General features: G+C 56.4%; 13 protein-coding genes and 1 pseudogene. 5 read left to right on the plus strand and 9 right to left on the minus strand.

Annotation, left to right across the window (positions count from 1 at the left end; translation table 11 throughout):
• Positions 1–134: 134 nt before the first annotated feature.
• The 7 genes from HQL52_12645 to HQL52_12675 all read right to left on the minus strand — a co-directional run bounded on the left by HQL52_12645 (position 135) and on the right by HQL52_12675 (position 7,420).
• Positions 135–1,367, minus strand: a complete 1,233-nt coding sequence (locus HQL52_12645; protein ID MBF0370294.1) for a type II secretion system F family protein — start codon at positions 1,365–1,367, stop codon at positions 135–137.
• A gap of 2 nt (positions 1,368–1,369) precedes the next feature.
• Entirely contained in the window at positions 1,370–3,121 is a 1,752-nt protein-coding gene (locus tag HQL52_12650; GenBank protein MBF0370295.1) for a type II/IV secretion system protein, read from the minus strand.
• A gap of 120 nt (positions 3,122–3,241) precedes the next feature.
• Positions 3,242–3,610 (minus strand): hypothetical protein, encoded by a 369-nt coding sequence (locus HQL52_12655; protein MBF0370296.1) that lies wholly within the window; start codon positions 3,608–3,610, stop codon positions 3,242–3,244.
• Entirely contained in the window at positions 3,607–5,043 is a 1,437-nt protein-coding gene (locus HQL52_12660; protein ID MBF0370297.1) for a hypothetical protein, read from the minus strand. The genes HQL52_12655 and HQL52_12660 overlap by 4 nt, the downstream gene beginning before the upstream one ends.
• On the minus strand, positions 5,040–5,525 hold the full coding sequence (locus tag HQL52_12665; protein MBF0370298.1) for a hypothetical protein: 486 nt from the start codon (positions 5,523–5,525) through the stop codon (positions 5,040–5,042). The genes HQL52_12660 and HQL52_12665 overlap by 4 nt, the downstream gene beginning before the upstream one ends.
• Positions 5,526–5,592: 67 nt before the next feature.
• Positions 5,593–6,468 carry a prepilin-type N-terminal cleavage/methylation domain-containing protein gene (locus HQL52_12670; protein MBF0370299.1) on the minus strand — a complete coding sequence of 292 codons (876 nt, stop codon included), beginning with the start codon at positions 6,466–6,468 and terminating at the stop codon, positions 5,593–5,595.
• 25 nt (positions 6,469–6,493) lie between these two features.
• Complete coding sequence (locus HQL52_12675) at positions 6,494–7,420, minus strand: type II secretion system protein (GenBank protein ID MBF0370300.1); 927 nt, start codon at positions 7,418–7,420, stop codon at positions 6,494–6,496.
• 156 nt (positions 7,421–7,576) lie between these two features.
• Here HQL52_12675 and HQL52_12680 point away from each other — a divergent pair, with 156 nt between their 5' ends.
• The 5 genes from HQL52_12680 to HQL52_12700 all read left to right on the plus strand — a co-directional run bounded on the left by HQL52_12680 (position 7,577) and on the right by HQL52_12700 (position 19,446).
• Positions 7,577–7,807 carry a hypothetical protein gene (locus HQL52_12680; protein MBF0370301.1) on the plus strand — a complete coding sequence of 77 codons (231 nt, stop codon included), beginning with the start codon at positions 7,577–7,579 and terminating at the stop codon, positions 7,805–7,807.
• Between the two features lie 328 nt (positions 7,808–8,135).
• Positions 8,136–14,753, plus strand: a complete 6,618-nt coding sequence (locus tag HQL52_12685; protein ID MBF0370302.1) for a transporter substrate-binding domain-containing protein — start codon at positions 8,136–8,138, stop codon at positions 14,751–14,753.
• Between the two features lies 1 nt (position 14,754).
• The gene (locus HQL52_12690; protein ID MBF0370303.1) at positions 14,755–17,169 is read left to right on the plus strand and encodes a transporter substrate-binding domain-containing protein; all 2,415 of its coding nucleotides are present in this window, start codon (positions 14,755–14,757) and stop codon (positions 17,167–17,169) included.
• Complete coding sequence (locus HQL52_12695; protein MBF0370304.1) at positions 17,166–18,284, plus strand: fused response regulator/phosphatase; 1,119 nt, start codon at positions 17,166–17,168, stop codon at positions 18,282–18,284. The genes HQL52_12690 and HQL52_12695 overlap by 4 nt, the downstream gene beginning before the upstream one ends.
• 64 nt (positions 18,285–18,348) lie before the next feature.
• A complete protein-coding gene (locus HQL52_12700) occupies positions 18,349–19,446 on the plus strand; it encodes a two-component system response regulator (protein MBF0370305.1) in 1,098 nt (365 codons plus the stop codon).
• A 44-nt stretch (positions 19,447–19,490) separates the two neighbouring features.
• Here HQL52_12700 and HQL52_12705 read toward each other — a convergent pair whose 3' ends face one another.
• A complete protein-coding gene (locus HQL52_12705) occupies positions 19,491–19,685 on the minus strand; it encodes a hypothetical protein (GenBank protein MBF0370306.1) in 195 nt (64 codons plus the stop codon).
• A gap of 375 nt (positions 19,686–20,060) precedes the next feature.
• A pseudogene (locus tag HQL52_12710) lies at positions 20,061–20,231 on the minus strand (IS1380 family transposase).
• Positions 20,232–20,304: the final 73 nt, after the last annotated feature.

The following is a 20,304-nucleotide window of genomic DNA, read 5'->3' on the forward strand; positions in this document are numbered from 1 at the left end:
CAGGGAAAACCCCCTGTGCGGGTTCTCTCTGTGGCTCCTTTTGTACGGTGTGTCACGCTGCCGACGGTTCATGATCCCAAGCTCCAGCCACCCCATTGTTTTCAACCTGGAAAGAGATAAAAAAGCGTCCCACCCTAAAACAGATCACCGATCATGTTGTAGATGGGCAAAAACATGGAGGCAGCCAGAAGCGCAAAAAAACCGCCCCCCAAAAGAATCGATACCGGTTCGATCAATTTTCCCAAGGAATCGACAGCATTGTTCAGACGACGCTTGTATTCGTCGGCAATATATTTCAGCTGATTTTCAAGGTGACCGCTCTGCTCACCCACCCCGATCATATGGACCACAAAAGAAGGAAATACCCCCGTCTGACCAAAGCTTTCCTTCAAGGTCAATCCCCGGGTGATGCTGTTGCGGATTTCACCGATCTTTTCCCGATAGAGTTCATTGGGCACGATGTCGAACATGATCTCCAGCGCCCGCATCATGTCGAGACCGGCCCGGCTCATCAGGCTGATATATTCCGAGATGAAAGCCAAAGAGGAGAGCTGCACCAGGGGGCCGACAATGGGCAGATGATAGATCAGTTTATGAAACTGATAGCGCACCCGCCGATTGGCCTTGATCAACATGGAAAGCCCCAGAGGGATCACAAAGAGCGCCACCAGGATGGGGATGAGATTGTGCTCCAGAAAAGTAGCCGCCGCAATCACCCCCTGGGTCAGTGGAGGCAGCGCCACATTAAAGCTTTTAAATAGCGCCCGCATTTGGGGCACCACCATATAGAGCCAAAAAATCATCGCCCCCAGAATCGCCGCCAGGGTGAAAGCGGGCATCACCAAAGCCCGTTTGGTCTCCCCGATGATGGCGTCCATCCGCTTGAGATGTTCGGCGGCATCCCCCACGGTCTTCTCCAGACGCCCGGTCTCCTCACCAATGCGCATCAGGTGGGTGACCAGCTCCGGAAAAGCATCCCGATTCAATGCGGCGGACTCTGCCAGGGTCAGGCCATTTTCCACATCTCCCAAAACCGCCTGCCCTGCATGGGAGAGCGCCTTGTTTTCGCTCACCACCATGGATTCATGCACCACCGCTCGCAGAGACATTCCCGCCTCAAGCATCACCGACATGTTGCCCAACCCTTCGGCCAGCTCCAGACGCCCCACCGACCCCCGAATCAGCCGCTGCCCAAAGCTGAACAGCCCCCCGAGCAGGGCTGGAACCGGTTCCGAGTAGATCACCGTGGCTCCAGAGCGCTCCAGGGTATCCATGGTGGCCAGTTGGTCATCATGGGAAAATTTTTTGATGCCGCCGACAATACGCCCTTGGGCAGTCAGCACCTTGTATCGAAAATAGGTCGCCACGATCAGGAACGCTCTTGAGTCGTGGGGGAGTGACTGCTGGCCTGTAAGGAAGTGCTTTGACTCTCCCTGGCAGCGCTCTGGCCGGAGACGCTGGTACCCGCATAGGAGGCCCCCAACACCCGCCGCACTTCGCTCAAGGTGGTTTCACCGCATTTGACCTTTTTGACGGCGCACTCGAAAAGATTGAAAAATCCCTTTTTGCGCGCCATGGATTCAATCACATCCAGAGGTTCATCCCGATAGATACAGTTGGTCAACGCCTGATCCGGGATAAACAGCTCATAGATCACCGTCCGCCCAAAAAAGCCGCTCTGGCCGCAAACCTTGCAGCCTTTTCCCCGATAGAGCTTGTCGATGGTGTGATCCTTCAGATAGGCCAGATCCTCCGGTGTGGGGGGATAGCTTTCCCGGCAGACGCTACAGTTGCGCCGCACCAGACGCTGGCAAAGAATGGCCACCAGGGAGTCGGCCAGCATGAAGGGAGGAACATCCAGGGAACGCAGGCGGGGCAGGGCACCCAGAGCGGTGTTGGTGTGCAGGGTGGAGAGCACCAGATGGCCTGTTTCCGAGGCGGACATGGCCACCTCCGCCGTCAGTTTGTCCCGCACCTCACCCACCATGATGATATCGGGATCGTGGCGCAAAAAATAACGGACGGCATTGGCAAAGTCGTAGCCCGCCTTGGCATTGACCTGGGTTTGGCGCACCAGGGGCAGGCGAAATTCAATGGGATCTTCCACGGTGATGACGTTGCTGTCGGTCAGATCCAGGGAGCGCAGTACCGAAAAAAGGGTGGTGGTCTTGCCGGAACCGGTGGGACCGGTCACCAATACCAATCCAAAGGGTTCCTGAAAGATGGAACGGACAGCTTGGAGATCTTCCTCAAACAGCCCCAACTGGCTGATCCCCAGCACGCTGGTCTGGTTGGGCAGCACCCGCAGCACCATGTTTTCCCCATGAATGCAAACCGTGGTCGATACCCGAAAATCGACCCGGTTGTTCATGATCATTTCGGTAAAGCTGCCATCCTGGGGAAGCCTTTTTTCGGCAATGTTCATTTCGGCCTTCATCTTCAAGGTCGAAATGATCCGACGAAAGCTGGGATGGACCGAAAACATCGACCGCACCACCCCATCCACCCGAAAGGCGATGTTGATGGAACGCTCCAGAGGCCGAACATGAATGTCCGAAGCCCGCTCCTTGATGGCCAGCTGAAAGAGATATTCGATAAATTTATCCACCGACCGGGTGCCTGCTACATCGGTGGAGAGAATCCGGATCTCCTGTTGCAGGAGTTGATCAACCGGATTTTCCAGAAAAAAATAGTAGTGACGCACCATGTTATGGATTTTGTCACTCTCCCCCTGGTTAAAAATGGGCCTGAGCCCGGTATTGCGGGTGATGAGGGTTTCCAGTTGATCCACTTCGTCGCTGGAAGTGACTATTTCCACTTCCTTCGAGGTGTGGTTCATGGGCAAAAAATGGTTGGACAGGCAGAGGTTTTCGTTAAAAAGCCGCAGTGTGGCCTCTTCGGGCACCACCTGATCGACATCGATGAAGGTGCGCCCCTCCTGCTGGGCGATGGTGGTGCCCACATCAAATTCGCTGACAAACCCCAAACGTTGCAGCGCTTCACCCAGTCGTTCGGAGGTGACCTGCTGCTCCTGGAGGCTGATCTGGATGTGCCCCTCGTTGATAAGATTTTTTTCTCGCAGCAACTCCCCGATGGGTTTGCGCTTTTTTTCCTGGGACATCTGCTGCCTCCAAATGACCAATCATCCCCCAAAGGTCGGTGGGGTACCTGGTGATAGCGCTTTTCCCTTTGCAGCGATCAGAAAGCACTTTCCTGAAACGGACAGGGTGTGGCCAATTTTTTAATGTTCCATCCCGGATGATGGTTGGAAGGCTTTTGAATCCGGTGAGGGGATCTCTGGCATTTCACCTGAGTCAGCCTCTAATCCTTGATCTGGAAAAAGAGCCAGCGCCTGCCAGCCAATCTGATCTCCAGCCCAACCATTGAGCCCGCTTTCCGGACTCCCAAACGCCGCCAACTGAGGTTGCAAGCGGGCGATATCAGAAAGATGGCGTGGGAAAATTTTAGGAATTCGCGGCACCTCCAACCCTTCCAGGGGAGGAGGATAAACCACCCCCGGGCCGGTGAGATGGGGGGTGGCCAGATAGAGTGACCCCAGCAAGCCCACCGCCACCACCAGCAAGCCGATACCGCTTACATATCGGATCATTTGTTATCCCCAGCCCTCAGTTTCATCGAAAACACCACCTGCTCCAGAGATCCCTCAAAATGGCCATCCAGCAACTGATAACCCCGCTTTTCCAACTCGGCCATATACGCCTGATGAGCCGCCGTAGCCGCTTCGAAAGGAGCCTCGAAGCGACCATTCAGAGTCACGGTGAGCCCGCCTTTGGTGCCATATTCATATTGTAGATTGACCCGATCAAGGTGCAACGGAGCACTCTGGATGTTGGTCAGATCAGCCAGCACCTGGGCAAATTGTCTTTTTTGTTGCAGATCAAGCAGCGTTTTGCCAAAGCGGATCTGATCCCCCAGCCCGGTGGCGGAAAATCCCTTTGGTGCGGTGGGCATCTCCTGACGGATTTGCTGGATGAGATCTTCGGCGATCTGTTCCTGACGGTCTGTTTCATGTTGGCTTGAAATAGTCAGCATGAACACCATTCCCGCAGCAACGGCTGTAATAATAGTGGCCAGGGGCAGCAGGCGATGGGCCCGATAGAGGAGTTTATCCAGCAAGGGGTTGAGGGCGTCGGCCACTTTCAGGGAGCGGAGCTGATCCGGAAGGGAGGTGACGAGACGCCCACCATCAGCCAACCCATAGATGCTCACCGGTGGCAGGGTGACGGGCCGTTGCAGGCGTTGCTCCAGATCATCCAACCAAGCGGGAAAAAGCGGCCACTGACGGGAGGAGAGATTCTTCCCACCAACCAGGGCAGGGGGTTCGGTGCTGGCGGGGGATGTGGCTTGATTGGCGGCCTCTGATTGTGGCAACCCGGGATCCTTTTTCTCCCCTGCCTCCACTCCCCAAAGCAGACCTACGACCTGGCTTATTTTGAGATTGTGCTCCCCCTCAATGGAACGCAACTCATTGGCCAGGGAGTCGGCCAGCCCGGCCATGGCGGATCGATCCTGGGAATAGACCGTCAGCCGTCGGGCCGTCCACAGCCGATGGCCCTCGCCAACCAGCAGCTCCAAAAATCGACCATGGAGGAGAAATACAGCGACACAGCCCTGGCCATAACCACGCTGGGTAGCCAGCAGCAAGCCATTCATGGGGAATAGCAACGGCTGATCCGCCTGATCGGCCAGGCGGGTGAAATAGCCCTGAAAGGTTTTGGAATCAACAGCGGAAAAATAGAGGCGGGAGGAGTCAGCCCCGGTATTTTGGCACCAGTGGGGCAAGACCTTTGGCGGGGCTGTAAAGTGACCGTTTTCCCGCAACTGGCGCTGGACGATGGCTACAGCATATTTGGCGGGGGTGGCGACATCCTGCACCCGGGGTTCCGCCCCTCCCAGGTCGCTGACGATCCAGTGATCCCCCTTGGGCCAGTTTACCGGATCAACAACCGTCGCCTGATCTCCCTCGATGAGGTAGGCCTTGCCATCCAGCTCGATAACCTGTTTTTTGGCAGGCTTCTTCATGGCTGTTTCCGAACGAAAAAGGCACCCTTGAAAGAGAGTGTCACCTCTGCCGACGGTGTGTTGGCCGGGGTGCTTTTGGGATTGGCCGGGCTTTGAAAATCTCCACCTGTCAGGGTGAGGGATTGGGGTTGGAAATAATAATTTTCGTGGTTGTCGAAGGCTTTCAGGTAAGCCATCAGTTGAGGGCCATCCACAGAGCCTTCAACCAGGCTGGTTTCATAGCGGATCCATTGGTCTTCCTTCAGATGCTGTTTTTCCGCCTCTGTCTGGAACGCCTCGACCTGCTTGAGCTGTTTCTGAAAGGCCGCACCCTCCCGAGCTGCCATTTGCACCTCCATCAGGCGTCGATTCAGCTGAGAAATTCTCTCCGTCGCCTCCAAACCCTGCTCTCGTGCTTCCAGATAGCGCTGGGTGGACCACACAAGCAGTCCCGAGACCGTCAAGGCTGCCAACAACCAGAAAAGACGGGCAATATGGGTCATCGTTAAACTACTCCCGAAAAATGGCTCCTCCACAAGGGCAGGGGCCACCAAAAAAACTGGTAATGATTCAGGGCAAAGGCCGGTCAAAGTAGTAAACCAAGCCGTGGATCGTCGGGTTGTTGGTCCAGCTGGCCGCCCCGCTAGCCTGTAAAATTTCCCCTACATAGGTGCGATGGGTAAGGGTCAAGGAGGCCGCCTGGGGGGTTGGGCCGGAGATGGCCCGTACCCGCCCCACGCCCGCCCCGTCCGCCCCATCCAAAGCGGTATCGATCTGGGCAAGGTAACTCAGATAGGTATCATCGGAAATGGCTGAAGTGGCCCGGCCTGAGGTGTGTCTTTGGTTGGTGACGATGATCACGTTATAGCTGTTGCCCCAAGTGCCATCCACATCCACCCCCATGGAGAGAAACAGCGGATTGGAGCCCACCACCAGATGGGTCGCGTCGGTTCTGTCCCCTGGCAGGGTGGTAAAGCCACGGGCAACACGGATATCACTTTTTTTACTGGGATCCACATCACAATCAAAAACGGCTGTTGTGGGACGATCCACACAGTAAAACAGCCCCGGAGTGCCTGCCAGAGATGGGTCGTCGATGAGACGATCGGGTGGGGGGGCGGCTGGGGGGTTGGGTGAGGAGGCAGATGGTATGCCCGGGGAGGTGGAATCCCCGGCGAAACGACCGTAGCGCCTGAAGTGCTCCCACTGAATTTCAGCCCAGGTGTTGATAAAATCAGCCCCCTTCCTACCCTCGGCGGAAGAGAGAACATCCCGGCCACTCATCACCGCAGAGAGGATCAAGCCGATGATCACCATCACCACGGAGAGTTCGAGGATGGAAAAGCCCGCCTGGAGAGAGGGCACCCTGGAATCGTCAACGCAAGAGGGCTCTCCGGCGTTGTCCACAGCAGCAAATTCCCTCACCTCATCCACATCGAGCCACATCAGGCACCCCCCTTTTCGGGGCAGATCATCGGTTTAATCCAGCCTCCCCACCGTGACGGTGGTCAAAATAGTAGACGACCCCCACCTGGTTGGAAGTGGGGCGGATGTCGTAGCCTGATTCGTTGACGCCATCCACTCCCCGGGCCTTGGCATGAGCCGCCTGTCCCCCCAGTTCGGTGACTTCGTCGATGCAGCTTTTGGCTTCGTTGGCGGTAAAAGCACCGGCGGAAGAGCCCTTGCGGCCGATCTGATCCTGCATGGCGATGGAGATGCCCGGCTCATAGTGGGCAGCCAGATCCACACTGCAAGCAGTCGCCGCCACCCCGGTGATGGCACGGACGCGACCGGCATAGGCGTTGGCTCTGCCATCGAAGGCTTTGTCCAAGGCTTCGATATAGGGAATGGCATCGGCGGAGAGGGCTTTGTCGCAGTTGATGGAGCCGCAGACGACGATGACGTTTCGGTCTGGATCACCCAACTCGGCGGCGTCGGCGGTGGAGGCGGTTTTGGTGTCATCCGCACCAGAGCCGCTGTCGTTGCCGACTTTGATGAAAAACACCTGCCCCTCTACCGTCATCTGGTCCTCCATCTCACCGGCGATAAACATTTTAATCAAAAAAACCGCTGAGTTGGATTGATCAGCCATTTCATCGGCAATCACACCGTTGGTGGTATCCTTAAAATAGAGCAGGACCGGGGTGACGTCGCTGACTTCGGCAAAACTGCCATCGCCGGGAAAATAGCCCTTTTGCGTACGAAACTGCATGAGAGCGTCTTCCCAGGATCGGGTCCAGTGGACAAAATTTTTGATTTTGGAGCTGCCAAGCACATCCTTGCCCGCCATGACGGCTGACAGGATCATGCCGATGATCACCAGGACCACCGCCATTTCGATCATGGTAAAGCCGCCTTGACCATTTTTGATGCTGCGTTTGTGCCATCTGCTCAGCATGATCTTTTCTCCTGGATACGATAGGCCTTCCAGGAATGGCTTGGTGCGGCCCCTCCCGGGTGATTTTGATAATGGCTCCCCCCAACGCTCCGGCATGGATCGACCCGAGTCAGGCTGTTTGGTGGAGACAAGGGATGGAGAGTGGGGAAAGGGCGCATGATTTTTCCTCAAAAGCTGGACTATTTTTTCGGTGCAGCCCAGCCGTGGCAGAAAAAATGGATTGGAAAACAAATAACCTTTGATTCTATGCGGGCATTCTCCCCAGGTCAACTCACCCCCAAGGGTAGAAAGCTTGAAAAAAATTCAAGCAATAACAGATCGTTTTATCATGAAATCAACGGCAACTGCCTGCTCTTGGCTTTCACACAGTGTTACACGTTTTTTTGAGCCAAACACCTCAAACCTCACCACAAACAGACTTGTGTTTCCTTCCCCCCCCCAAATCGAGAAGATGGCCTCAGGGGCTGTCAGGCTCCAGACCTGTCAAACCATGTGACAAAAAACAGGGTTTTCCCCTCGCTTTAACCGGTTTTCGCCCGCTATCTTGGAGCGATTCGATTCATCGAATTTATCAAAAAAAGACTGTATGGATTCCTGGGAATAAAGCCACCCAATTTATTGAATACCGTCCGTACCAGAGATAGGGTTCCATCCCTGATCAAGGGAAAGCACCATTCTGGAGCGTTTGCCGGTATTCACGACTGAAAAAATGGACATGAAGCCACACCACCCTCAAATGGGATTCCGTGGTACGGCTCTACTCTTGCTGGCCTGCTTTCTGGCTTGGCTGGGGTGGGGCGTTCTGCCCTCTTCAACAGGCTTGGCCGCCCCTTCAGTTCAAAAAATCTCCATCGCCTATTCCGAAGACTCCATTCCCTTCCACTATACCGGAGATAACGGTCAACCTGCGGGAATGATCATCGACCAGTGGCGTCTTTGGTCTAAAAAAACCGGTATCACCATCGACTTTAAACCCGCCCCCTGGGACGAAACTCTGCGCATGGTGGCCGATGGTCGGGCCGATGCCCATGCCGGGCTTTTCCATAACGCCGAACGGGACCAATATCTCGACTATGGTGCGGCCTTGACCCGCACCGACACCCACGTCTTTCTCCACAAGGCCCTCCCCCCCATCACCACCCTGGCGGACCTGACGGCTTATCGCATCGGGGTTTTGGCCAAGGATTATGTCGAAGGTTTTTTAAAGGAAAAAATCCCCACTGCCACCATCATCGGCTATTCCACCTACAACGAAATCATGGAGGCTCTGGACAGCGGGCATCTGCGGGCCTTTGCAGCGGATACCCCCACCGGCATCTTTCATCTGCAACGTTACGGGCTGGCCGGGGATTTTGCCTTTCCCGACGGCAATCTGCTCTATTCCAACGACTGGTTTGTGGCGGTACAGGATGGCAACCATGAGTTGCTCGACATGATCAACCAGGGCATGGCTCTGATCAGCGACAGCGAACGACGGGCCATCAAGCGACGCTGGGCCTCGGGAGAGATCGAAAAGGGAGGGGATGCCCTGATCATCGCCATCGATCGCTCCTATCCACCTCTCACCTTTCTCAATGCCCAGGGCAAACCCGCAGGCCTGTTGGTGGATCTCTGGCGTCTTTGGTCCAGGACCACGGGACGCCAGGTTCATTTTCAGGCCTCCAGTTGGGTCGATACCCTGGAGCGGGTCCGCTCCGGGGTATCCGACGCCCACTCCGGTCTCTTTCACTCCCCCGAGAGAGCCCAGTGGCTCGATTTTTCCCAACCGGTCTATCAAGTCGCCACCAGCCTCTATCTGCCGGTTGCCAAAGGGGAAATCAAAGGGCTTGAAGAGCTGCACGGCCAACCGGTGGGAGCGGTTGAAGGCTCCTACCAGGAAGCCTATCTAAGAGCCAATCATCCCGCCATCCAAATCATCACAACAAGCTCCGAGGAGATGTTGATCCGGGCTGCCCGGGAGGGTCGCATTCAGGCCTTTTTGGCAGAGGATCCCACCATCGACAATCTACTCTCCTCCCTGGGAATGCAGGGGGAGATCGTACGTTGGGGGGAGCCGCTCTTTCGCAACGACGTATTGGCAGGCATTCCCAAGGGTAACGTCTCTCTCGTACAGGAGATCGACCAGGGGTTTGCGGCCATGGCTGGTGAAAAACTCCTCGCCCTGGAAAAACGTTGGATTCCGGATGCCTCCCAGCGCTTTTTTGAAACCCGGAAAAAAAAGGTCATCCTGAGCGAAACCGAAAAGAGCTGGCTCAAGGAGCACCCCACAGCCCGGGTGGGAGTGGAGACCGACTGGCCCCCCTTTGATTTTGTCGCAGATGACCAACCCCAGGGCTATGCCATCGATCTACTTGAATTGGCGGCCCAACGAGCTGGGTTGGTCCTGGATCTCATCCCGGGGGAGAGCTGGGCCGATATTATGGCGAGCTTCCGGAAAGGGGATCTGGATATTTTGCCCGCAGTGGTGGAAACCGACGCCCGCAAGTCATTCATGGCCTTCACCCGCCACTATCTCACCATTCCTACTGTGGTGGTGACTCGGGACAATCAATCCAACATCAGCGGGCTGGATGACCTCAATGGACGCACTCTGGCGGTAATCGATGGCTTTTATTATGTTGGCCTGATCGCCTCGGACTACCCCAAGATCAACCTGAAAAAAGTGCCCGGCACCCTCCAGGGGCTGGAAGCGCTCCTCTACGGCCAGGCCGACGCCTTCATCGGCAGCCAGATTGTCATCGACCAAACCCTGAAGCAACATGCCCTGACCGGTATCCGCCTGGTGGGCGCTTCGGGCCTCGACGAAAAACAGCCCTTTCGCCTGCACATGGGGGTACCCAAAGGCAAAGAGGCCCTGGCAGCCATTCTCCAGAAAGGGCTTCAGGCCATCACCCCGGACGAACTTTCAGCACTGCGTAACCGCTGGATTGGGGAGGTTTACCCAACCAACGGCCCGGGTGGCGCCCAAATGCTTCTCACCGAGGAGGAAAATGCCTGGCTGGCCCGCCACAGGGAAATCCCCATCGGCGTGGATGGTGCCTGGCCCCCCATCGATTTTTTGGATTCTCAAGGAGCCTATAACGGCATAGCGGCTGATTTTCTCAAAATTTTGGAACAACGGCTGGGGATCACCTTCCAAACCAACCCCGGCCCCACCTTCAAGGAAATGTTGAACCGGGTGATGACGGGTAAACTCAAGGTGGGCATTCCCATCTCTCTCAAAAAGGAGCGGGCAGAACATCTCCATTTTACCGAGCCCTTCTTTGACGTTCGCTACACCATCACCACCCGGGAGGGGATAGAGGATATCTCCGGGCTTAACGACCTGGCCGGACGCAGCGTGGCCGTTGAAGATGGCTATTTTTTGATGGGAAAACTCAAGGAAGAGCATCCCAGCATCAAGATTGTTCCAGCCGAAAACACCCTCAAAGCCCTCCAGGCGGTCTCCTGGGGTAAGGCAGATGCCTATGTGGGCAACCAGGCCGTCGCCCAATGGATCGCCCGGGAAGGACAACTGACCAACTTGAAATCGGTCGCCGATTCGGGCTATCCCCCCAACCCCCAACGCTTTGCCGTGCACAAAGATCCCAAATGGCAGCCCCTGGTGGCTATTTTGAACAAGGGCTTGGCCTCCATCTCCCTGGCCGAAAGGCAGGAGATCATCCAGCGCTGGATTAGTGGCCATGGCACCTCCCGGGAGCGTGGCAATATCGTCAAACTGACGCCCGAAGAGCAAGATTGGCTGGCCAAACATCCTGACATTCGTCTGGGGGTGGACCCGGATTGGGCCCCTTTTGAATTTATCGACGAGGCGGGCCGCTATAAGGGGATCTGTGCTGACTATGTCGCTCTGATCAACCAGCGCCTGGGGTTGAGCCTGACCCCGGAGCCCACCAAGCTGTGGACCGAGGTCATTCGCAAGGCCCAGGATAAAAAACTCGACGTTCTACCCTGCGTGGTGGATACCAAAAAACGCCGGGGTTATCTCAATTTTTCCCAGCCCCACATCACCATTCCCTGGATGATCATCACCCGCAAGGATGCTGCCCTGATCAGCGGTATTCAGGATTTGACGGGGACCAAAGTGGCGGTGGTGGACTCCTATTACACCCACGACCACCTACAGACCCGCTATCCCGAACTCCCCTTGTTCGTCGCCAAAAACACCCGGGAAGGCCTGGAAGCGGTCTCTGTCGGCAAGGCCGACGCCTTTGTGGGCAACTTGGCCGCCATCAGCCACCAGATCGAAAAACGCAATCTTTCCAACCTCAAGGTGGCGGCCCCCATGACCGGCAGCCAGGATAGCCTCCACTTTGCAGTGCGCAAGGATTGGCCCCAGCTCATCACCATTTTCAACAAAGCACTCAGATCGATCACCCCCGAGGAGCACAACGCCCTGCGCAAGCGCTGGTCTTCGGTCACCTATGACGGCATCGACATGGCCCAGGTGAAGCGGATATCGGTTCAGGTGGGAGTGGTGGCACTGCTGATCTTTGGGGTCATTCTTTTTTGGAACCGCCGGCTGCAACGGGAAATCCAGGAGAGAAAACGGGTCGAAGCCGAAAATGCCATCGCCCATCAGACCCGTAGCGCCATCAATGAACTCCTGCAAAGTGCTCTGGAAAATCCCCTGGATGAAGTGCTGGAACGCACCCTCTCCATTATCCAGGAGGTGCCCTGGCTCTCCATGGATGCCCGGGGGGCGATCTTCCTGGTGGATGACGACACCACTGGTGAGTTGATCCTCAAGGCCCACCGGGGGTTGCCGGCGGAGATCACTCAAACCTGTGGTCAGGTTCCTCTGGGGGCGTGCCTGTGTGGTCGGGCGGCCTTGCAGGAGGGGATTATGATGGAAACCAGCGAAAGCCATCACCACGACCGCACCCTCCCGGGTATCGGCATCCACGGTCACCGCCTGGTTCCCATCCGCTCTCGCAACCGCACCCTGGGGCTGATCAATCTCTATGTGCCCCACGATCACGCCCCCCACCCCCGGGAAAAGACCTTTTTAACCGCCATCGCCAACACCCTGGCGGGGGTGATCGAGCGTCGCCGGGCGGAGCGGGCTCTGGCCCAGGCCAAGGAGGCCGCCGATACCGCCAACCGGGCCAAGAGTGAATTTTTGGCCAACATGAGCCACGAAATTCGCACCCCGATGAACGCGATCATTGGTCTCAGCAATCTCTCCCTGCAAACCGATCTGACCGACAAGCAGCGGGATTATCTGGAAAAGATCGACGCCTCCTCCCACGGTTTGCTGGGCATCATCAACGACATTCTGGACTTTTCCAAAATCGAGGCCGGCAAGCTCGATATCGAATCCATCCCCTTCAGCCTCGATGAAGTGCTGCAACGCCTGGCGGATCTGGTGGGGATCAAAGCGGCGGAAAAGGGGCTGGAGCTTCTTTTTGCCAGTGATCCCAATCTGCCTGATCCCCTTCTGGGAGACCCCCTGCGCCTGGGGCAAGTGCTCACCAACCTCACCAACAATGCCATCAAGTTTACCCGGCAAGGGGAGGTGATGGTGCGGGTTTCCCTGCTGGAGCGCGCGGGAGATCAACTCAAAATTTGTTTCGCCATCCAGGATAGCGGCATCGGCATGACCGAAGCCCAGGTGAGTCGGCTGTTTCAATCCTTCACCCAGGCCGATGGCTCCACAACCCGTAAATATGGCGGCACCGGGCTGGGGCTGGCTATCAGCAAACGCCTGACAGAATTGATGGGGGGGGAGATCCAGGTCAAGAGCACTCTGGGGGAGGGGAGTGCATTTGCCGTGACCGTCACGTTGGGATGTCGCCCGGATGCCGTCGCCAAACCCTTCAGACCACCGGAAGATCCCCATCACCTGAAAGTGCTGGTGGTGGACGAAAACAGCTCTGCCCGGAAGGTTTTGGAAGAAATATTGGCCTCCTTTTCCCTGCCCATGGTCACCACCGCTTCCCCCTCGGAGTTGGCATCGATTCTAATCACCGACTCAGAAGGGTACGGGGTTGATCTGCTACTTCTGGAGTGGAGCCTTGCCAAGGCCAATAACCGGGAGTTGGTCGATCGATTGCGCCGACACAAACGTTTCACCAGCAGCCGGATTCTGTTCATGGCTCCCCCCACCATTGATGAGGGAGACATTACCCGAATTCACAAAACAGCGTTGGAAAACCTAGTCATCAAGCCCGTCAACGCCTCTTCCCTGTATGATGCCATTATGGATCTCTTCGGCCAGGAAGCCCGCAAGCGCTCCCCCTGGCGTCCCCGGGCGGCTTCCAGCCCCACCCGGCTCAAGGGGCTCTCCGGTATTCGCGTGCTGCTCGCAGAGGATAATCTCATCAACCAGCAGGTAGCCCGGGAGGTATTGGAAAAAGCCGGTGTTCAGGTCACCATTGCCTCAGATGGATTTGAAGCTTTGGCTGCGGTCAAGGAGCAGGAATTTCACGCTGTGCTCATGGATGTTCAGATGCCGGGAATGGATGGCTATGCCGCAACCCGGGCGATCCGGAAACTGCCGGACGGCGATCAGCTCCCCATCATCGCCATGACCGCCCACGCCATGGCCGGAGACCGGGAAAAATGTCTCGCCCATGGCATGAACGATCATGTCCCCAAGCCAACGGAACCGACACATCTCTATCAGGTGCTCCTGCGTTGGGTGGAGCCTGGGGCTGAGGGGGGTGACCTGGTGGCAGGACAGGAAGAGACCCTTACCGAAGAGCCAGAAGAGGAGCTTGCCGAAAACTTCCAGGGGATCGACCTGAAAATCGGCCTGCGCCGGGTGGGGGACAACCGCAAGCTCCTGGTCAAGCTCCTGCTGGAGTTTCACAACGACTATCAGGATGGCGCTACACGGATTCAGGCAGCTTTGGCAAGTGGGGATAACGAAGAAGCCCGGCGGCTGGTCCACACCATCAAGGGAGCAGCGGGGAGCCTGGGGGCGGAATCAGTCAGCCAAGCGGCCATGCACCTTGAGTCCGCCCTCAAATCCGACCCACCCCAACAAACCGAAGAGATGCTGGACTCTTTCAGGCAGGCCCTGGCTTTGGTGATCGATGGTTTGGCAGCGTTGAAGAAAAAAAACCAGCCCGCAACGCCTGTCACCACTGCGGATACGACGACAAAAGCGATCGCGCTTGAAACAGTGATGCCGATGCTGGAAAATCTTGGAAAACTCCTGGAGCAGGGGAATGCCAGTGCCGCTCCGCTTTTGGCTGAGATCCGCACCCAAGCCCCCTCATCCCTCACCGAACCCCTTGCCACGTTGGAAGATCAGATCGACAATTTTGAGTTTGACGAAGCCCACGAAAGCTTGGTGAATTTAATCGACTATCTGGAGAAGGGCTGAGATGGCTTTGCGGTGTTATGAGCGGGAAGGGGGCTTGTCTGAGGGGAAAGGTGCAGGCGGTTGGCTGATCATCCTGATGACGACGCTTCTGCCTTTATTCTTTCTTCAGTCAGGCCACGCCGATGCTTTAAACCTGACAGAAGAAGAACGGGCCTGGCTGGCAGAACACCCGGTCATTCGCCACGCCCCCGATCCCGACTATGCCCCCTTTGAGTGGCAAAACAAGGCGGGCGAAACCGTCGGCATTGCTCCTGACTATCTGGCCCTGGTGGGACGCAAGCTCGGTATCCGCATCACCTCGGTCGAGAGCGACTCCTGGAAAAATTCCCTCCTGTCGGTGGAAAAGCGCCGGGGAGATCTGGTCACGGTGGCTACCAAAACCCCTGAGCGGAGTGAATATATGGATTTCACCTCGCCCTACGCCATCTTTCCCAACGTCATTCTGATGCGAGCCGACAGCTCCGGGAGCTATGACCTGGCCGGACTCAAAGGCAAAACCGTGGCCGCCATCGACGGCTGGGCCATGACCAGTTTTATCCGCAAGAATCACCCGGATATCCGCATCCAGCTGGTGGCGGGTGTCCAGGAAGCTCTGGAACAGGTCGCCATCGGTGAGGCGGATGGGGTACTCCTCAACATGGCCACAGCGGGCTATTGGATTGAGCGGCTTAAAATTACCAATCTGCGTATTGCGGGAAAGACGCAGTTTACCTACAAACTCAGTTTTGCCTCCCGCAACGACTGGCCCCAACTCCACACCCTCCTGGAAAAAGCGCTCCAGAGCATTACCGAATCGGAACGACAGACGATCTTCAACCGCTGGATCTCTCTGCGGGAGGAGGGGTGGCATCCAACTCCCCGATTTTGGATCATCTCCGGGATCACGCTACTGGTGGGATTGATGGTGCTGGTGCTGGTCTGGAACGACTCCCTGCGACGGCAGGTAGCCCGCAACACCGAAGAACTCCGCCAAGCCAAGGAGGCCGCAGAGCATGCCAACCAGGCCAAAACCCGTTTTTTGGCCAACATGAGCCACGAAATTCGCACCCCCATGAACGCCGTCATCGGCATGTGCCATCTGGCATTACAGACGGAGCTGACAGACAAACAGCGGGATTATATGCACAAAATCCAGTCCAGCTCGGATCGTCTGCTGGGGTTGATCAACAACATTGTCGATCTTTTTCGGGTGGAGTCGGGGCAGCTGCGCCTCTCCCCGGTCTCATTTCATCTGGACGATATATTGGAAAAACTGGCCATCCAGCTGGGGCCTGAGGCGGAGAGCAAAAATCTGGAGCTGCTTTTTTCCCACTCTCTCCCCCCTTCGTTCACCCTGATGGGGGATGCCACCAGGCTGGAGCAGATTCTTTTCAACCTGATCGAAAATGCCATTAAATTTACCCAGGCAGGCAAGGTGCTGGTGGCGGTGGAAACCCTCGATCAGCTGGACGCCCGAGCCAACATTCGTTTTGCCATCACCGATACCGGCATCGGCATGACCCAGGAAGAGATGGCCCAGCTGTTTCAACCCTTTACCCAGGTGGATGGTTCCACCACCCGTCAGTTTGGCGGAGTGGGGCTGGGGCTGACGGTGAGTCGGCGATTGGTGGAGCTGATGGGGGGAGAGCTGACGGTGGAGAGCGTCTCGGGAAGAGGCAGCACCTTCAGCTTTCAACTCTCCCTGGAGGGCATGATCCAAGAGCGGGAAGCCCTGGAAAAATCGTTAACCAATCTCAACGGCTTGCATCTGCTGGTGGTGGACGACAACGAAGGAGCACGGGCCATCTTCAAGGAGATGCTGGAAAACATGGGGGGGCGGGTGACCCTGGCGGAATCGGGGGAGGGGGCTCTGGTTCAGCTCGCCGGGATGACGGGAGAGGAGAATCCTCATCGGATCGATGTCATTTTGATGGATTGGAAAATGCCGGGTCTGGACGGCATCGAAACTGCGCAAAAAATTCAGGAAAATCCCGACACTGCCCCTCTCCCCATCATTCTGGTCTCCGCCTTTGGTCGGGAGCGGGCGTTGCGGGCCGCCTCCAACATTCAGCTGGCTGGGGTTTGCCAAAAACCGGTCACCCCCACCGAGCTTCTCAGCATGGTGGCCAAGGCGACTGTCGGCCTCGCCACCCCGGGTCGAGAGCGCCAGGACAACCTCCAGGAGGGGAATTTATTGACCCCGGAAGAGACCCAAGCCTTATACCCCCTGCTGAATCAACTCAGCCAACATTTGGAGCAGGGCAACGCCCTGGCGGTAAAAGGCGTCGCAGATATTCGGGATCGATTGGGGCCCGGTTTTCGGCGGCCTCTGGATCGATTATTGTTGCAGATCGAAAACTATGACTTTGACGAGGCGGTCGAAACAGTGCAAGAAATCAAGGAGAAGCTCACTTTGGCAGGGGGGGATTCGCCATGATCCATTCTTCAGGAAAAACCATTCTGGTGGTGGATGATGAACGCCTCAACATCAATATTTTGGTGGATCTCCTGGATAAGGAGTTTACCGTATTGGTAGCCAAAAGTGGTGAGCAGGCCTTGAAGCGTGCCCACGGCAAACCCGCCCCGGATTTAATTCTTCTCGACATCATGATGCCCGGCATGAACGGCTATGAGGTGCTGGATCAACTACAAAAATCGGAAGCCACCCGGGATGTTCCGGTCATTTTTGTCTCCGCTCTGGGGCAATCCGAGGATGAAACCCGGGGGTTCAAGTTGGGGGCGGTGGATTATATTTCCAAACCCTTCTGCCCGGAGGTCGTGCGCGCCCGGGTGCATACCCACCTTTCCCTGCGGGAGGCTTATCGCAACCTGAAACAGCAAAAGGAACGGCTGGATCGGGAACGCAACCTCATCGAGGAAATCATTCTCACCATGCGCCATGCCGGGCCACCCCTGGCTGCCAACATCGCCACCCTGATGACCCCTGTGGAAAAAACCGCTGGGGATATCATCTTGAGCGCCACCCGGCCTGACGGGGTGTTACATCTGCTCCTGGGTGATTTTACCGGCCATGGATTGCCCGCAGCCATTGGCGGCCCCATGGTGGATGAGCTTTTTTTGGAAATGACCGCCCGGGGGGAGAGCCCTGAGGAGATTTTGGGCCTGATGAATCGCAAGCTCCATCGGCGACTGCCTGCGGATATTTATATGGCGGCGCTTTTTTTGGAGTGGCACAAAAAAGACCGGAAGCTCTGTCTCTGGAATTATGCCATGCCGGACATTCTCATTTTCAGGGATGGGGGGCTTCAGGACAGCTTTATATCGAAAGATCTCCCCCTGGGGGTGGTGGCTGAGTTGAACACCCGCTGTCACGCGCACTTTCAGGCCCAGGCGGGGGATCGCATCTATGCCTCTTCCGATGGGGTGATCGAAACCCCCAGGGAGGGGGATCAGGAACTGTTCGGCATGGAGCGGCTGGTGGAGACCCTGGGCCACCACTCCATCGACAAGCTTCAGGCACAACTGGATGCTTATCGGGGCAGTGGTGAGCAGACCGATGACATTACCCTGGTGGAACTCACCTGCCAGTAGGTTAAGCCATCGTTTTTAACAAAACGACATCCGCTCTAGCGGCCAAGTTGTGGGAGGAAGCGTCATGGAAAACAGCCAAGGGTGTGTTTTGGTGGTTGATGATGAACGACTCAACATCAACCTGCTCGTGGATCTGCTCGGGAAAAGCCACACGATGTTGGTGGCCAAAACCGGGGAGCAGGCGCTCAAGCGGGCCATGGGGAATCCTACGCCGGATTTGATTTTGCTCGATATCATGATGCCCGGGATGGATGGTTTTGAGGTGTTGCGGCGGCTGAAGGCAGCAGAAAAAACCCGGGAGATACCGGTGATTTTTGTCACCGCGATGGGGGAGGTGGATGATGAAACCCGGGGGTTTGAGTTGGGAGCGGTGGATTATATCACCAAGCCCTTTTCCCCTCCGGTGGTGAAGGCCCGGGTAAGAACGCATCTATCGTTACAACAGGCCCATCAGCAGCTGGCGGATCATAATCATCGTTTGGAGGAGATGGTGGTGGCGCGCACCCGGGAGCTGGCTTTGACCCAGGATGTGACCATGCACAGCTTGGCTTCGTTGGCGGAGACCCGGGACAACGAAACCGGCAACCACATCCGCCGCACCCAGCATTATGTGCGTTTGCTGGCGGAACGGTTGCAGGATCATCCCCAATATCGGGATTTTCTCACCGACAAAACCATCGATATGATCTTCAAGTCCGCCCCGCTCCACGATATGGGCAAGGTAGGGGTGCCGGATAAAATTTTGCTGAAGCCGGGCAAGCTGGATGACGATGAATTCACCATCATGAAGGGTCACACCACCTTGGGGCGGGATGCCATCGACACCGCTGAGGGATCTCTGGGGGTGGGGGATTCGTTCCTGCGTTTTATCCGGGAGATCGCCTATACCCACCACGAAAAATGGAACGGCAGCGGCTATCCGGAAGGGCTCAAGGAGGAACAAATCCCGGTGTCAGGCCGCCTGATGGCCATCGCCGATGTCTATGACGCCCTCATCAGCAAACGGGTCTACAAACCCGCCTTCCCCCACGAAAAAGCGGTCGCCATCATCGCGGAGGGCAAAGGCAGCCACTTCGACCCGGTAATGGTGGATCTCTTCCTGGACATCGCCGAGCTGTTCAGAGAAGTCGCGCAAAAATATGCCGACCATCCGGAGCGGTGAGGGGGCAGAGATAGGCTGTCAGGGCATGTTGCAAATCAACCAGTTTACTTTTCACCACTCTTAATTTTAACGGCTTTTTCCTGCAACTTTTCCATAACCTTCTGGTATTTTTTTTGGGCTCTTTTCAGCAGTCTACCAACATCCAGCTCAGGACATTCTTTGGCTGAAAAGGCGACAATCCAGTCCGGTTTCTCCTTATAAAGCAAACCCCACCCCATTGCCTGACGGGCCAGCCCCATGGTGACATATGGATTGGAACAATAGAGATTTTCAGCAAGATGAACGACAAGATTTTTTTGGTAAGCTGTTTTGTCCAGAACAGTTGGATAGGTTCCCAGGTTTTTTTCAAAAAGAGTAGCTGAATGATCATCGAACAGAGCATTACCTGAATCGGTGACTTTGTACTGAGACGCCCAGCCCCGTGCTCTCGGGCCAGCACTTCGACCACCGGAACCTCCATCAAGAGAGACTCAGGCGGTCCTACTCATGCTCAAGAGCCAATTATATCGCCAACATGCTCCATTCCGGGGTAATTTTAAACATCCGGGCGCACCACACCCGCCAGTCCCCCATGAGCCTCCCGGTCCGCCACCTTTTGCAGCCCGATGGGGCAGCTATCCGAAGGCAATCCGTTCATACACCCGTTCGAAAGCCTCGAATGCCGGACAAAGCCGTCCGAAACGCAGCTTCAGACGCCGACCGCTTCTGACCAGACGCGCTGCCAGGGTGATCAACTCCTGGATCACCGTCTTCAGACGGCGGCGTTTGGCCGGGTGCCGCACCGGGTAAGGAAAAAGGGGGCGGTGACGTTTACCCGAAAGACCGCTTCCCACTCCACCGGCTTATACCCCTCCAGGG

The sequence above is a fragment of the Magnetococcales bacterium genome, from assembly GCA_015232395.1.
GTDB lineage: Bacteria > Pseudomonadota > Magnetococcia > Magnetococcales > JADFZT01 > JADFZT01.